This window comes from Phormidesmis sp. 146-33, from assembly GCF_052939515.1.
On sequence record NZ_JBJPHU010000134.1, the window covers coordinates 1 to 16684 of the forward strand.

10 protein-coding genes are annotated in these 16684 nt (G+C 49.4%); 1 reads left to right on the forward strand and 9 read right to left on the reverse strand.

What is annotated here, in order from left to right:
• Positions 1-108 precede the first annotated feature (108 nt).
• From ACJ2PR_RS30860 to ACJ2PR_RS30885, 6 genes are all read right to left on the reverse strand, one after another.
• Complete coding sequence (locus ACJ2PR_RS30860) at positions 109-630, reverse strand: GNAT family N-acetyltransferase (RefSeq protein ID WP_446871328.1); 522 nt, start codon at positions 628-630, stop codon at positions 109-111.
• Positions 631-792: 162 nt separating this feature from the next.
• The gene (locus ACJ2PR_RS30865) at positions 793-1272 is read right to left on the reverse strand and encodes a GNAT family N-acetyltransferase (RefSeq protein WP_446871330.1); all 480 of its coding nucleotides are present in this window, start codon (positions 1270-1272) and stop codon (positions 793-795) included.
• A gap of 60 nt (positions 1273-1332) precedes the next feature.
• Positions 1333-1725: a nuclear transport factor 2 family protein gene (locus ACJ2PR_RS30870; protein ID WP_446879852.1), complete on the reverse strand. Its 393-nt coding sequence runs from the start codon at positions 1723-1725 to the stop codon at positions 1333-1335.
• 4 nt (positions 1726-1729) lie between these two features.
• Positions 1730-2197, reverse strand: coding sequence for a GNAT family N-acetyltransferase (locus ACJ2PR_RS30875; RefSeq protein WP_446871334.1), 468 nt, complete (start codon positions 2195-2197; stop codon positions 1730-1732).
• Positions 2198-2466: 269 nt separating this feature from the next.
• Entirely contained in the window at positions 2467-3042 is a 576-nt protein-coding gene (locus ACJ2PR_RS30880; RefSeq protein WP_446871336.1) for an antibiotic biosynthesis monooxygenase, read from the reverse strand.
• Positions 3043-3065: 23 nt separating this feature from the next.
• Positions 3066-3983 (reverse strand): SMP-30/gluconolactonase/LRE family protein, encoded by a 918-nt coding sequence (locus ACJ2PR_RS30885; RefSeq protein ID WP_446879853.1) that lies wholly within the window; start codon positions 3981-3983, stop codon positions 3066-3068.
• A gap of 641 nt (positions 3984-4624) precedes the next feature.
• On the opposite strand from ACJ2PR_RS30885, the gene ACJ2PR_RS30890 reads away from it, so the two are divergent.
• Positions 4625-4996, forward strand: a complete 372-nt coding sequence (locus tag ACJ2PR_RS30890) for a hypothetical protein (protein ID WP_446879854.1) — start codon at positions 4625-4627, stop codon at positions 4994-4996.
• Between the two features lie 346 nt (positions 4997-5342).
• On the opposite strand, the gene ACJ2PR_RS30895 is transcribed toward ACJ2PR_RS30890, so the two are convergent.
• The 3 genes from ACJ2PR_RS30895 to ACJ2PR_RS30905 form a co-directional block, all read right to left on the reverse strand.
• Positions 5343-6989 (reverse strand): hypothetical protein, encoded by a 1647-nt coding sequence (locus ACJ2PR_RS30895; protein ID WP_446879855.1) that lies wholly within the window; start codon positions 6987-6989, stop codon positions 5343-5345.
• 481 nt (positions 6990-7470) lie between these two features.
• Positions 7471-11214 (reverse strand): DUF4347 domain-containing protein, encoded by a 3744-nt coding sequence (locus ACJ2PR_RS30900; RefSeq protein ID WP_446879856.1) that lies wholly within the window; start codon positions 11212-11214, stop codon positions 7471-7473.
• Positions 11215-12159: 945 nt separating this feature from the next.
• The gene (locus ACJ2PR_RS30905; RefSeq protein ID WP_446879857.1) at positions 12160-16314 is read right to left on the reverse strand and encodes a PA14 domain-containing protein; all 4155 of its coding nucleotides are present in this window, start codon (positions 16312-16314) and stop codon (positions 12160-12162) included.
• Positions 16315-16684 lie beyond the last annotated feature (370 nt).

Genomic DNA, 16684 nt, shown 5'->3' on the forward strand with positions numbered 1-16684 from the left:
ATAAGTGACAAAAAGTATTTTACAACACATTAGCATATAGCTTCCGGTAGACCCTTTATTGATGCGCTACGCTGTCGTTAACGCATCCTATGCGATCGCGATCCTGAACTATTGATTTCTTGAACATTGATTTCTTGAATATAGTAGAAACGCTCCCTTTTCGTCCCTTCCTTCTTTTTCAAATGTCATGCCAATTTTCTTTGCCACCTTGACCGAAGCGATGTTTTCTCGATCAATTAAACAGATCAAGCGCGACAATTGCAGGTGTTCAAAGCCATAGTCAACGATCGCCTGAGCCACCTCTGTTCCCAATCCCTGTCCCCAGTACTCTTTGCCCAGCAGGTAAGCCACTTCAACTTCTAAGCGCTCATCAATCGTCCACGGTAGTAAGCCACACCGCCCGATAAATTGATTGGTTTCTGTATGGATGGTCGCCCAAAGTCCCAATTCGGGATGATGTGGATGTCCATTCAGAAACCATTCGAGTTCTTCTTGCGTTTCGTCATAGGTCAAGGTGCCTTCGGGGAAATACTGTCGCACTTCTGGATCGCTGTAAAGCTTGAATAGTGCGTCAAGGTCACTTCGTACTAAGTGTCTTAGAATCAGCCTCTTAGTCTCCAGAATTTTCATGGATTACCCCTTTGCTATTTCTCGCTAGAATGGGCGACTAACGGTCGTGTTCAGCAGCAGCAGACAATTCAAGCGACACCTAGATCTCCAAACTGTCCGCTGCAACACGGTTGTTAGACCGCACTCACGCATAAACCGAAGCAATGTGAATAGATTAACCATCTACACAGCACAAACCATAATCACAAATTCTTCTTCACTACCGATTTTGACAAATTTCTCTACCTGCTCAAATCCTAACTGCTCCCACACTCGTTGTGCCCGCTTGTTGAACTCCGCTATAGTTACCCGCAATTGCTGTGCCCTATATTGGTTCGCTCCGTACCTCACCACGGCTTGAGCATACTGCTTTCCATGTCCTCGACCGACTAAATCTGGTCGTATTCCCATACCGATGTCAAGGGCTTCGCTACTGTACTCTCCACCCGGTACTTGACCATCTGATCCGAAAGAGCAATAGCCTTCGAGTTCTCCTTGCAGATTCAAAATCGCATAAAAGGCGTTTTTCGAGTCAATCAGATAGTGCAAGTCCTCTTGGATGGTGTCGGTATCAAAATTGTAGTAGTCATATGGGGAAGTGTAGCGCCAGTTAAGGATCGCCAATGCGTGTTCCTTCTCAAGTTGTCGAAATCTAAATCTCACCTCAACTTTCCTTAAAGATGTTTGTTAATTGAAACATTCCTCCTTGCAGCATTGCGGTTGTTAGACCGCAGATTGGTCAAACGAATCTGTAGGCGTACCCTGGTGGAATACCATTTGCCAACCTGATGAATCTAACCGCCAAATCGACGATCGGTTCGTATGACGGAACAACTCTCCTGATGGATTCACATAAGCATCTCGATAGGTGAGTAACGCGATCGAGTCTGAGAGCTTGTTCACGGCAAAGTCTTGAGCGTGAATCTGCGGTGGCTCTGGATCACTGGGCAATGACATCAGTTCATAATCGCGCGTGTATGTTGCTCCTGATCGACCAAACTCTTTGAAATCAGGAGCAAGCAACTGTGCCAAGCGCTCTCGATTCCTACGGCACTCAGGTTGATGAAGTTCGCACTCCAGTTCGCGCAGCGCGGCTAACAGTGATAGGTTTTCCATCAGATTACTCCATGACTTTGGGTGAAGGGTTGCTCCATTTCATCGGTGTTCCCCATATTCCATGCTTGAAAAAGCGATCGCCGCTTTGGATAAACCCGACTTTCTGGTAAAAGCCAACTGCTTCTTCTGCGGCGTTAACAGTAACTTCATCCAAATCATAGCTGCATCGGGTGAAAAGTTCTCGACCAATTCCTTGTCCAGAAAATTCTCTCCGGACAAACAGCAATGACAAATGATTACCTCTCTTAAAGGCAATAAAACCAACAACGATTTCATTCCACGTTGCAACTAGCGTTTTCTCATCACTCAAGATTCTGTCTCTTAATTCCTCTGGATGACAGACCTGTAGCCATTCGGCAACACTTTCTGGTGTGCCATCTGTGAGTTCCCATAGAACCGCAGAAGCCCACATACAACCACTGATTTGATGCTCGTCTCCAATCTGCGGGAGTCTGTAGGCAATTGTGTTCATAGTTGTATGTAAATAACCTCTCGGCACCAATCTGAGAGGAGTAATGGTTGAGTTGCTCTCCTGAAGACTAAAACGGAGCAGCCTAACGTTGTTAGACCGTGCCTCACCGATAACTGACCACTAGAGCTTATACCAAACTATTGTGAAGCTGCATAGAACTCAAGAAGCTGAAAGCATTGCTATGCAAAGGTTTTTCCAATTATTCTGTGCAGCTTCATACAAAGTTGATATTAGCCTATTGTTGTCGGTATTAGTTCCGTTGGGTGAAACTAATGTTTAGATTTAGGATAGAGCCAACCTGCAAATAGTTTCGTCATGCGTGGCATCGCAATATAGGTCATGATGGCAACCATGAGCAGCGTCACTATAAAGGTTCGCAAAAATGGTGGAAGCGGATTGATCAGCGGCACAATCAGAAGGTTAATCAGGCTGATCAAAACATAAATGGTTATGCCTGATATCACCATCATTTTGTGGCGGGGTGGTGGCGGTACTCCCGGCTGTTGGGGCAGGGTAAACCAGGTTTCTAATCCAGTAAAAATCGAGACTTGACTAGAGCTAACCGTGAGGTGATTGGCTCGCTTCAGTAGTTTTTGGCGAATGGCAGAAGTTTCCCACTGCTTAAGATGGCTGATGCGATCGAACTTGAACACAATTCGATATTCGGGATTAGCGTGATCAATCGGGCGAAAGACATTCACCCCCAAATGACCTTCAAAACTTTTTGCTGCTTCACACAGGTCAGCTAAAACGACTTCAAATGCCGCTTCACAGCCCGGTTTCACCCGTTGCAAAATATCAACGGTCGCGGGCGGATCATGATTCGGATTCTCAACATTGCTCATAGCAGAAATACGATTTGAGATCGCTAAGTTAATGAATATCCTGCAATACCAACGTCTAATTTCACCACTTTAGCGGGTTCAAGTCCGGTGGGTAGCGGAAAGGACATCCCCCCATTGGTCACGACATAGATGCTTGTGCGATCGCTTTCACCCCGACCAAAGGCAAGTGCTGTACTTCCAGCCATTCCCTGTTCAGCCTGGGCAATGATAGTCATGTGACGACTCGGTGTGATTTTGACCACACTATTGTAGATATGAGTTGTGCCATACACATTCCCCTCTTGGTCAAAGGCAAAGTCATCCAGATTGACTGGTTGCAGGAAAATCTCTGGTTCACCAGGCTGACCACCCAGTAAAATCGGGATTCTAACAAGCTGCATCTTTTCGGTATTCGACGCATAAAGGGAATTTCCATAAATCTTTAATCCATTTACCGCCGGAAATTCATTGTCGGAAGAACTGCGAGCTAAATCAGAATGTTCTAGCCAAACCCTGACCGTTTTCTCGGCGATATTAAGTTCCCAAATGCAGCCTCGATAAGAATCTGCAATCAGGTAGCGATCTTCCGCAAGGGGAGTTAGCCCATTCAAAAATATGGCATCTGGCAGCGTGACCAACACTGCTGTTGTCCCTTGAGGAGAAATAGTAAACACGGTCGAAATATTCTGCTTATCCCACGCACTCAGTAACAAGTTGCCATCAGACGTAAAAGCTAGCCCTGTGGCTTTGCCAGTGATGGTTGCATGAAGAATTGGGATACCATCTGTTCCGATCCGAAACACCTTGCCATCTAAGTGACTGGTAAAAAATAGCGTACCATCCGCACTAACACTGATACTTTCCAAAAATGTATTGATAGGGAAATCAGCGATTTGGCGTGCCGGAACAAGATCAATAGATGACTCTGCAAAGATTGATGGTAATCCAGGTGGGATGGACATTAAAACTCTCCTTCTATCAAATTTGTCGCAGACTGAATCTACCACGTTATTTTTCTAAAGCACTGTCTTTCCCAGAACCTAGATTTTCGGTCTAACTTGTTTTTTAGAGAGAAACTTTCCGCAGATCATCCGTAAATTGGGTGAATAGGCTGACAAGCTTTGCACATCGCTCAGAATCGGGTGGAGCGCAGAAACTTTCTGTAGGTTAGATCCGTTTGGGTAGTTAGGCGAAAAACTTCAACATATCTTACACTCAAAAATACTGTCCCTTTGGTACTTCAGACACTTGTGCTGTGAAAGGAACAATCGCTCTCTTCACCCCAAATCTCCCGCAGCCAAACCCACAAAGTTACTCGCTCCCAAAAAAATTCAGTCTTCCAAAAAGTCAAAAATCTGTGTAGAATACTTCGCAGATGGATAGAGCGCCCCGAAGCCTGATGGATCAGATCAGAACTCCGAGGACTTCCGTCTAAAGTTAAAACACCTAACTTCAGAGGCGTATATGATTGTACACCGTCAGCTTTGCGATGGGATCTTGAAAGGCTGGAATCAAGATCCTGCATACACTTCATACGATGGGGGAACGTTTGAGCCGTCAGCGTTCCTATCCTCTTTGAACTAAATAGAGAGGATAAAACAACATGGCCGTTAGGAGACACCTTCCTGACTCGGTTTCGTTTAGCTTTGAGTTGCAATGCTCGTTAGTGAGACGATACCAAGTCACCGTTACCTTGGATTTGCAAGAGCGATTAATCTTCATGCCCTCTGGCATTCTCTCGGATGTCAGGAATTGTATTGAAGAATTTGTTGAACAATTGAGTGAAGTTGCCTCAAATCAATTGGCCTATCTCAAATGGGATGGCACGAGCGATTTGACGACTGAATATCAAGTGATTCGCGTGTTAGCGGGCTATCAAGTGCAACGGTCTTTAATGAAGTTCGATATTGTCATGGGCGCTGGTTCACTCATACATTTGGAGGAATTGCACGACAAAAAGACGATTCAACTTTAGACAGTCGATCGCTCACCCAGTTCGCATTTCACAACATAATTTCACAACATAAAAGATTTCACGTAAGAGGGATGACTTGAAGCTGATCTTTTCATCCCTTCTTATTGTTTCTGCCGTGTACACACACGTCGATCGATCTGTCATTGCTGAGAGCCTTCGCCCCCTAAATCCCCCAAAAATGGGGGACTTTGAGCCGTCGTCATGGCTTTGAACTTGGAAATCTTTCCTTGGTCAAAGTCCCCCAGACTGGGGGATTTAGGGGGCTGAAGCCGCGTGAAACGAAGCGACAACGACTTGTGTGTACACGGTAGCTTATTGTTTAGAGGCTAGTGTTTTTTGCGGGCTATCAATCCCAGCGATCGAGCTTGTAGACGACCTGCATCTGATCCTTTGAAGTGACGCGAAAGACTTGATTCCAGGTGTTGCCCTTTTGTAGTCCAAGACCACAGCCTTCGGCTTCATCTTTACCATGCACTACAGCAGTTTTGGCATAGGCTTCGATCGTAGACCGAACTCCGTGATACTCATTTTTGAGAAACTGTGGAAAGAACCCACATCCCTGACGGTAGCCTTTGTCTTTTGCATCCTTGAGAATAAAGAACACTTTTTCGCCGTGGTGAGCAAAGTTTTTGGCTGCATTCCATATTGAGGGCTGTAGCACGATCGCTGTCACAGGATGATAAACACCAGAGGACAAGTTCCACTGAGCAGGCGGCGAGTTGTCTACATAAAAGTACCAGGTTACCGGGTTTCGGTTGTCCTCAAAATCCCATTGAACAATCGGCGGAGCATCTGGATTTTGGGCAGTAATCAATGCCATGTAGGACTGATTTGAAGCAGGGACAAAGTACTCGATCGTCGCCGCTGTTGGCAAAACAGTTTTAGAAAACTTATCCCACGTCATCGTAATGGGTGGCACCTCAAACGGTGCAGTTGTAGACGACGCAGACTGTCTCAAGTGAGAGAAGATCCCGTTCTTTTGGGCAGTGGTTTTAGAGGATGCCGGGAGCCATACCGCTTGCAGGTCATCAAGCTTTGCAAATCGTCGCTCTAATGAGCCAGCAGTCTTCAACGTCTCAACGATTTTTTCGGCTTGAGCAATGTTTCCATCAGTGGGGGCAGCCGTGGGGCGCAGATACTGAAGCGGATGCATTTTGGCATCAAATCTGAGTTTGATCTGAGCGAAGGGCAGATCCGCCTGAATGTCTTCGAGTAGCGTACCAATCATGCTGCTGCGAACATGACAAAACCCAGGGGGCGCATTAGCAACCGCCAGCCAGGTCAAATTTTCTGTAGCCCGCAGATTACGAGACGCTTGCCGTTGCTCATGGAGACGAACCAGCCATCTGGCAACATCAATACATTTTTCAGAGCGGTAAAGCGTTTCTGTAGTAAGTAGCGCGTGAGCCTTTTTCACGACCTTAAGCGGAAACTCCTCCAGCCCTCTCAGCAGCATTTCATAGTCTTGCTTTTTTTCGGCAACGACCTGCGCGATCGTTTTCACCAAAGAAGGCTTAAAGATCAGATCATCCGAAGGAACCACAGCAAGATGTTGCCAGGTGCTGGTTTGAGGAATTCCCCAGATTGACTGATCTGAGAGAAACACATTGTCAATGGGCGATCGAGAAACCACCGAAGAAAGCGCAGCGATCGCCGCTGTATAGGGCGCTGGAACAATTGCAGAATTCCACATTACAGGAATCAGCTTTCCATCTGAAGCGATCGACACAATGCCACCATAGCGCTCCACAAACCTCCGACAAGCAGAACAGGTATGAGTCTGACGCAGAGCAGGCGGAAGTGCCTCTAAAAAGACCTGAAACAATGGAGGAGTCTGGGTTACAAATAGTGTAATTCTATTGTGTTGATGAGCAGTGACAGCGCTAAAATGCTCCCCGATCGACTCAACCAATGTAATAAAGTGACTACATAGCTCACTCTGATTGAGGTTATTGGCAGGTTGTGGTGAACTTGAAAAATCAGAGAGGGACATATCATTCCTAATCTCTTCAACGTGTGGACATGCCTGTAAACAAGCATAGACAGATCTTGCTTAACTGAGGGCATCTAGAACAGGCACAACAGTTAAGTGATCGCCAGTCGATCGCCCTCACTAGACTCCTGCCCGAATCCGGAAACGCCCCCTAAATCCCCCACAAGTGAGGGACTTTGAGCCAAGAACGGAGCAAGACCTAAGCAGCAGGTGACATCGAAAATTCTATTCATGCAGGAGATCTATTATACTGGGAGCGATCAAGCAGCATCAAGTCTGAATTATTTGTAAACACGTCCACGATCGACTTGTAAAAACGTCAGTTCGACAAGGGGTTTTCGCTTCGTGACTTGCCTCTTCTAATCCCCCAATTTCGAGGAACTTCAAGCCATGATTTCTGGTTCAAAGTCCCTCATCTACACAGGGTTTAGGCAGCAAAGCAAATCTAAAATCAGGGCGCAAAAACTCTCAAGCTTTACGTCTACAGCGCGCGCCAGCGACCAATTTCGCCGCCTAACGTCACATAGTAGAGATTGGAGTCAGGGCCAGTGGCCATTTGCACAACGCCAAATAGATTATTTTCAAATCGCCGCACATTGTCCACCTTGCCGTTTGCATCAAAGAACAAGGTATCTACATAACCCTTACTAACATTGGTGATAAACAGCGAATCATTGTAGATGCTAGGGAACGTATTGCCCGTGTAGAAATCACCAACTGCGATCGCATCACCGCCTGCTCCCCCATGCTCGATAGTGTAAATAGGAGCCGTCACTGTTGCACCACTGTTGTAGAAGTTTCTCACCGACTGCAAGCTAGAATAGCCGCCCGTTCTAAAGCTCTCTCCTGTGTCGGGATTGCCGCCTTCATAGCCTACCCAGCCAAAGTTTTCTCCGCCGTCCCCTGCATTGACTTCTTCCCACTTCGTCCAGCCCACGTCCCCAATGTAGGTTTGGCCATTCTTTTCGTTGATGGTAAAGCGGAACGGATTGCGTAGACCAGATTGCCACACTTTAGACGCATTGCTGTTAGGGTCGCCATTAAAGAACGGGTTGCTGGAAACGCCTTGTCCAGTGATGGGGTCGAGGCGAAGCATTTTACCTGACAAGCTATTGACATCCAAAACTCGGATGGCTCGTGGGTCAACTGCGTTGTAAGAAGCCCCGTCACCAATACTCACGTAGAGATAACCATCCGGCCCAAACTTCACATTGCCCACGGCGTGAGATTCGCTGTCGAGAGGAATGAAATCCTGCACAAAAGAGCCATCTGGGTTGCGTCCTGATTCTGCGATCGTGAAGTTGTTGGTGCTGTTGAGGTCGGGGCGATTGATATATTGCCAGACGCTGTTTTTACCAAGAATGACAACTTCGCTGCCAGGTACGACCGTTGTGTAGTTGGTATTTGCATCAGCAGTCACCCGAATCATGCGCGACGTGCGGTTGCCCACGCCATCTCGACCAGCCAAACCAGAACGAGTCGCCGTTTCGGGTGGATCGTAGGAGTACAGCAGATAGATGTACGGGCTGCCCTGAGTCAGTTGAGGATGAACGGCAATGCCCAACAGTCCCCGGTCTCTCGGCCCATTTACCTCATTCGTGATGTCAATGAATGGCGTAGCTTGCAGAACGCCGTTTCTCATGACTCGCACTAAGCCCTGCTTTTGAGCAATGTACATTGTGCTCCCATCTGGACTCCAATCAATGGCAGTGGGTTCAAAAAGCCCTGTTTGAAGCGACTCGCGAGCAAACCGACCCGGATCATTGTCCGCGATCGTAATCGTAGCCGTGAGTCGATTGTCTAAAACGCCGCCAGTCGGGTTGCTCAAGGTCAGGTTGATCGTTTCGTTGGGTTCTCCGAGCACGTCGTTTGTGATCGCCACCTGGAACGTCTTGATGGTTTCTCCGGGTAAGAAAGTCAGTGTCCCGGTTTGAGCGGTATAGTCAGCGCCAGCGGTCGCCGTCCCGTTGCTAGTGGCATATTGTACAGTGGCGTTGTTTTCAGTGTTGCCGCTGCGCTGTACGCTGATCGTGACTGCATTGCCGTCCTCATTGACCGTATATTGACCCACACTAAATCCAAGGTTGGCAGGCGCATCGTCATCGAGAATGGTGATCAGCGCTGTCCGGTTAGTGCCGAGAGCCGCCCCGATCGTTTGCCCCAGCCCAAAGCCAAATCGCTTGGTGTCTTCTGCAAGGGTGTCGTTGAGAATCGGAATCGCCACCGTTTTGCTAGTTTCACCGTCAGCAAATTGCAAGAAGCCCGCTGTCGTGGTGTAGTCGGCTCCCGGAAGGGCCGTTTCATCGACGGTGGTGTAGTTGACGGATGCGGCCCCAAAGCTGCCGCCTACTCGATCGACGCGAACCGTCGCCGTCCCTACATTTTCATTCACCGTTACGGCATTTTCGCCAATCACGATCGTGCCCGTTGGTAAGGGTGGCAAAGGCGGCGGATTGGTGCCCGGAGCGCTCAAAAGCTGTGCCCGCGAAATCACCTGTTTGGCTACGCCAGGGCCTTCCCAGGTAAGGCGAGAAAAGGCGCGTCCGGTGACATTGACATATTCCACCTGAAAGTCATAGCGCTGCCCGGAGACAAAATCGATCGCGCCCGTAACTTCGGTATCAGCAGGAGTTGTTGGAACCAGGTTGTCGATAACGGGCTGACCGTTGATCAAGACCCGCATCCCATCGTCACTCGTCGCTGCAAAGGTATAGGTTCCCGTCGATCGGGCTTGAATTTGACCCGTCCAACGTACCGAAAAGGTGTCAGGGTCGATACTCGCATCGGGGGTGCCACGGCCCCAGTTGTAGTCTACGTTGGGGTCGATTCGCGTCAGTTTTAGGTCTGTGAAGTCACGATTGTTGAAGTATTCTCCTAAAATTCCGTCGCCGCGTCCAGGAGCGCCTGTGCCATCACCGGGATCAAAGGTAGTCGTATCAAATTCCCAGTTTTCAATGTCCTGACTGTTGATGGTGCCGCCTGTCCCAGCGGTAAAGCCCACATAGGCACTCGAACCGACCACACTTGCAAGGTCGATCGTATAAGAAAGCAGAGCTGCTGTAGGCTTAACGGTGCCTTCTGAAAGAAATACACTCAGTTGATCGGTGGCTGCATCGTAGTCAACCCAGGCATTAACCGGATTGCCGCCATTCAGGTCAAAGGTGGGATTTGCCAGGGCCAGATGGGCGGCGGCATTGCCATTTTGCACAATTGCAACGTGATTTCCGGTGGGGTCGTTGGGGTTCTGATAAGTGTCAAACTCGATCGCGACACTAGAGCCAATCGGGACTGTTGCGGCTTCTCCGTCGGGAGCATAGCCCAATCCGCCACCATAGCCTCCGATCGCACCCGCCCCCGCCGCACTGTTTTGCAGCACAAAGGTAAAGCCATCCCCTCCGACTGCCCCATAGCCGCCTGACAGATTAAAGCGGAACCGGGACTGGAAGGAGGTGTTGCCATCAAACTCAAAGGGCGTGGCCGCAAAGGCGCTACCCGACTGGAACGGTTGGGCGGGGGTCAGCCGCAGGACGTTGCCCACTTGAGCCGCCTTCCCGTTGAGCCGCAGTCCGGTTGTGGTTGAGAAGTCGTCAAAGTTAAAGGTTGGCAAGACAGCATCGTAGGCTTGCAGGGCGGAATCTGTAAAGGCTAGTCCAGACTCGATCGCTCCGATGTGTTGTTCTAAGACCCAATCGCCACCGAGGGTTGTGTTTCCGGTGCGATCGCTAGAGGCTGCGATGTCTGCTCCGGTCAGTTGGCTGAGTTGTTGAATAAAGGTCTGACCTGCTTCGCCTGCGGCTACGTCACACCCATACAAAAGAATATCTGCGTTGGCGGTGAGAGCGGTTGCCCAGTGCTGCAATTCACTGCTGTGTGTGTTGAGGCTAGTCAGGTCGATCGTGGCGTTTCCGAGTTGTACCCTGCCCGCGCTGCCATGAGAAACGATGTGAAGGCTGGTGAGTCCGCTGCGATCGGCAAGCACTTCGCTAATCTGAGTCAGCCCATCGCGGGTCGCATCCAGCAACACGACCTCTCCTACCAAGGCTCCTGCGGCTAAACTCTGATAGTTTTTCACCGTTGAGTCGAGGATGACAAGGCTGCTAGAGGTTGACCGCACAGCGGAGGCGCGATCGTGAAGATCAGCCAAATCAAAGTAGGAACGATTGTTAACAGTAGAGAGACTCAAATCTGAGTTGAGCAGACCGTTACTGCTGGCTAAATTTTGCATTTGCTTAGTGCCTGACTTATAAAATTCGAGCAAACGACGCACGCTTCTGTCTGACTGGATTTGAGCCAATCCGCAGCAGAGAGCAACCTGCCTGATGAGACAAGGAAATAGAGCGCTCTAAAGAGAGCATTTTTGTTAGAGAAAGCTTTGTGCTTTGCACAGGGTGCGGTTTGGTGAAGCTAGTGGGGCGATGATTGAGCGATCGCTAAACAACGCCGAACACACTTCAATAAAACCGAGTCAATAGGGTCTAAATGGTGCCATTGATAAAACAACTGGGTGCGCTTTGATCGGACTGAACCTTTTCACAAAATCATCGATTATCAAGAAAAATAAATGGTGTTTATTCTTACCTCTATCGATGGATGAGAAATCGGTTGAAATCGTGATTCCTCTGATGCGTATGAACCTATCACTCCTGGAAAATAGACGGTAAGTAGTTATGCTGAAACTTCATCGAAAGTTAATGACAGAGGCAGTACCCAAAAGTTTTTTATGAAGTCATTTGTCCCCGTAGGCATTAGAAAAAGGCACCACTTCCTTAAGGGATTGGCGTTCTTAGCAAGGCGAGTGGCTCTATACGAGAGTTCCCAACAGGCTTGCTGACTGGTTTTGACCGTATCACGAGTTCAAAAGTTCTGTGGGTGCTTTTACTGGAACTTCAACGTATCAATAAAAAGTTGTTGAGGCTAACGGAGAGTCCTTTACACAAAAATCAGTGAAACCCTCGAAATTCCGTTTCATTAAGGAAATACTTGTGTAAAGAGTCTGTGAATCTACGATCGCTCCGCAAAAACGCGCAAGCAGGCGATCGTAGTTTCTGTATTCAGATCCCCACCCTCCTCAAAAAAGCGGGGATCTGTGGTCTTTCTGTGTTCTTAAGGGTTTAGAACACAGAAAGACCACAGCCACGACGAATGGAAGTAGCCCCTCTAGTAATGACTTCTAGGCGATCGGCCGCCAACGACCAATCACGCCGCTATTGAGATTTGCGTAGTAGAGATTGGAGTCAGGCCCCGTCGTGATCTGAGTCAGACCAAATAGATTGGAGGCAAACCGCCGCACTCCACTCACCTTGCCAGCTTCATCAAAGGATAAAGTGTCGATCGTTCCTTTACTCAGGTTGGTGATAAAGAGCGACTTGTCGTAAATGGCGGGAAAGGTGTTGCCTGTGTAGAAGTCACCGACGGCGATCGCGTCCCCTCCGGAGCCTCCGTGCTGGAAGGCATAAATAGGAGCCGTCACGGTTGCACCACTGTTGTAGAAGTTGATCACCGACTGCAAGCTAGAATAGCCCCCTGTTTTAAAGCTCTCTCCCGTGTCAGGATTGCCGCCCTCATAGCCTACCCAGCCAAAGTTTTCTCCGCCGTCCCCGGTGTTGACTTCTTCCCACTTTGTCCAGCCCACATCCCCGACATAGACCTGCCCGTTGTCTTTGTTGATTGTGAAGCGGAACGGATTGCGTAAGCCGAGTTGCCAGACTTTAGAGCGATTGCTTTGAGGATCGCCGTCAAAGAAAGGATTGCTGTCGGGAGCCGCTCCGGTGATCGGATCAATGCGAAGAATTTTACCCGACAGGCTATTTACGTCCAGCACCCGAATTGCACGCGGATCAACCGAATTGTAGGAAGCGCCATCACCATTGCTGACATAAAGAAAGCCATCCGTGCCAAACTTGACGGTGCCGATCGAGTGAGACTCGCTATCTAAAGGCAAAAAGTCCTGCACAAAAGACCCATCCGGATTGCGCCCCGATTCGGGAATGTTGATATTGTTGGTGCTATTGCCATCGGGACGGCTGATATATTGCCAGAGGCTATTTTTACCTAAAATCACAACAGCACTATTTGGAACGACGGTGGTGTAGTTTGTGTTGACATCGGCCGTGACGCGAATTAGACGCGCGGTACGATTACCCACGCCATCGGGCCCCGCCAGACCTGAAAATTGGTTGACCTGGGGCGGATCATAGGAATACAGCAGATAAACATAAGGACTGCCCTGGGTCAGTTGTGGATGAACGGCGATGCTCAACAGCCCACGATCTCTAGCACCGTTGACTTCTCCTCGGAGGTCGATAAAGGGCGTAGATTGCAGCACTCCATTTCTCGCGACCCGGACAAGACCTTGTTTTTGAGCGATGTACATGGTTTGCCCATCAGGACTCCAGTCAAAGGCGGTGGGTTCAGACAGTCCCGTTAAAACAGTGTCGAGACTAAAGTTGCCGGGGTCGTTGTCTGCGATCGTCATCACTGCCGTTTGTTGAGTGCCCAGAGTTCCGCTGGTCGGATTGCTCAAAGTCAGAGTGAGTGTCTCATTGCGTTCGCCGATCGTGTCATCCAAAATCGGAACCACAAAGGTCTTGGAACTGTCTCCAGGGGCAAAGTTTAGCGTTCCTGAGACGGCTGTATAATCGCTGCCTGCCGTTGCAGTGTCGTTGCTGGTGGCATAGTTAACACTGGCTGCCTGAGTCCGATTGCCTGCTCGCTGGAGGGTGATGGTCGCGGTTCCGTCATTTTCATTCACTCGGTAGTCAGCCACACTAAAGGCAAAACTGCTCGGAGCATCGTCGTCGAGAATGGTGATCAGGGCGGTGCGATTGGTGCCAAGGCTAGCTCCGGTGGTTTGCCCCAGCCCAAAGCCAAATTGCTCCGTGTCTTCTGGTGTCGTGTCATTCAGAATAGGAACGCTGACGGTTTTGCTGGTTTCACCCGACGCAAACTGCAAAAATCCATTCGTCGCCGTGTAGTCTGAACCCGTGATCGCCGACCCTTCAGCCGTGCTGTAGTTCACAGAGGCCGGCCCGTCGCTGCCATTGATCCGATCGACTCGAATGTTCACCGTTCCTGCATTTTCATTGACGGTAATGGCGTTTTGCCCCAGAACGATCGTGCCTGGATTAACCGATGGAGGCGGGCCAAACAACTGGGACTGAGGAATAATTTGCGCTGTCTGACTCTGACTTAACCAGGATAACTGCGCCACTGCGCCACCCGTGTTCTCAAAATATTCCAGACGAATGTCGTATTTCTGTCCGGCGAGGAGCGCGATCGTGCCGCTATTCACCGTTGGCGACTGATTAACAAAGCGGTTAATGACTTGCTGACCATTGACAAACAGCCGTACGCCATCATCGGTATTCGTGAAGAAGGTGTAAGTTTCGCTGTAGAGGGGCTGAATTTGTCCTGTCCAACGCACCGAGAAGGTATCAGCGCCAATGCTCGAATCAGGCGACCCCGTGCCCCAGTTGTAGTTGACCGTAGCATCGGTGCGCGTGACTTTCAGATTGGTGAAATCAATGTTGTCATAATATTCGCCTCGTAGTCCCGTGCCGTTGCCAGCAGGTGGAGGAGGGGGCAGTGGAGCAGAACTGCTAAACAGTTGAGACTGAGGAATAATCTGCTTGCTCACACCGGGGCCAGCCCAAGAGAGCCGAGAAACTGCGCCCCCAGTGTTTTCAAAGTAGTCTAATCGAATGTCGTATTTTTGCCCTGCAACTAAGTTAATCGTGCCTGCGACCTCGGTTGGAGCCTGATTAACATAGCGATTGATAACTTGCTGACCGTTGACAAACAGCCGTACCCCATCATCTGAGGTCGTAAAAAAGGTATAAGCGCCCGTGGTCGTGGGGAGTACTTGCCCCGTCCAGCGCACTGAGAAGGTATCTGGCCCAATTCTGGTGTCGGGCGAGCCAGTTCCCCAGTTAAAGTTAACGGTCGAATCTACTCTTGTCAGCCTCGAATTGGTGAAATCAAGGTTGTCAAAGTATTCACCTCGTAGTCCGTCTCCGCTCGTAGTGCCTGTTCCTCCTCCACTGCTAGTTGACGTAGAAAATTCCCAATTCTCAATGTCTTGGGCATTCACTGAGCCACCCGTTGCGCCACTAAATCCGACAAAGGCTCTAGAACCCACCACAGCCGCCAGATCCACTGTATAGGAAAGTGTTGAGGATGTCGGCTTGAGGGTGCTTCCTGATAGAAAAATGTCCAGGCGATCGCTGGCTGCGTTGTAGTCTACCCAGGCATTAACCAAACTGCCGCTATTGAGGTCGATCGGGGCGTTGTTACTCGCCAGAGTAGTCGAACTCCCATTTTGCAGAACGGCGATGAAGTTGTTGCTGAGTTCTCCGGGGTTTTGGAAGCTATCAAATTTGACCGCTAGACTCTGAGCGATCGCTCCCACATAGCCCAGATTACTCCCGCCAAGTCCGAGGGCATCGATGCCAGCCGTGCTGTTTTGCAGCATAAACGTGAAGCCATCTGCGCCATTAGTGCCTTGTCCCCCACTCAGACGAAACTGAAAGCGAGTCTCAAAGGAGGTATTACCGTCGATCTCAAAGGGGGTCGTAAAGAAAGCACTGCCCGCCTGATTGGTGACGGCTGAGGTCAATCGCAGAGCGCTGCCTGACTGGACTGCGTTGCCATTGAGTTCTAGTCCGGCGGTGTTGGTAAAGCTGCTGTAGTTAATGGTGGGGTTAGCCAGAATTGCAGTGTAGGCTGCCAACAGTTCAGAATGCAGTCCGAGGCTTGTCTCGATCGATCCTGTTTGCGTCTCAAAAATCCAGTTGCCTCCCAGGGATGCGCTGCCTGTACGATCGATAGAAGCTGCAACATCGGCCCCCGTTAGCTGGCTCAGAGTTTGGACGAAATGAGAGCCACTTTCCCCCTGAGCGACTTCGCACCCATAAAGCAAAATGTCTGCGTCGGGTGTGAGCGCGTCTGCCCAACGGTTTAATTGACTACTGTGAGCTTTTAAGCTGGCCAGGTTAATCGTTTCGCTGCCCAGTTGTAGACTGCCAATGCTGCCATGAGAAACGATATGTAGGCTGGCGATGTTGTGGCGATCGGAGAGGAGTTGGCTAATTTGAGCTAATCCATTTTGTAACGGATCGAGCAAAATGACTTCCTGACTTGGTAGTGCGCCTGCTGCGAGCGTTTGAGCATTTGGGACAGTTACATCGATCACCATCAGGCTCGATCGCCCCGAAGACCGCAAAGATGAATCTGTATCACTCCTCAAAGTCGAATCACTATCAGCGCGATCGAGCACAGAAGAAAAACTCAATTCCAACGGACGGGCAGGATTGATTAAAGTTTGCATTTGTTTAACGTCAAAAACGACACGGATGTAATAACCCAAGGCGTAGTTCTGTAAGGAGATGCTGGAATTTGCCCGACCGACACTGAGGGTCAGTCCATCAATGAGAACTAACCGTCAACAGTGAGTCGATCGCCGACTGCATTTCAAAAACGGAACCTAACTACCAACAATGAGCACCCCCTCAAATGAGCAGCACACTGTAGTAGAGAAGCCAAAAATGCCAGCTTTTCCCTGAGTTTTGGTAGAGCAACCCTGTCACTAGACCCGACTTGCTAGAGCAATGTGAATTCAATAAAATCTTTCGCTTCGTTGATTAGCACTTCTGCTCCCCAACCCCCCAATTCTGGGGGACTTTCAGACAAGATTTTTG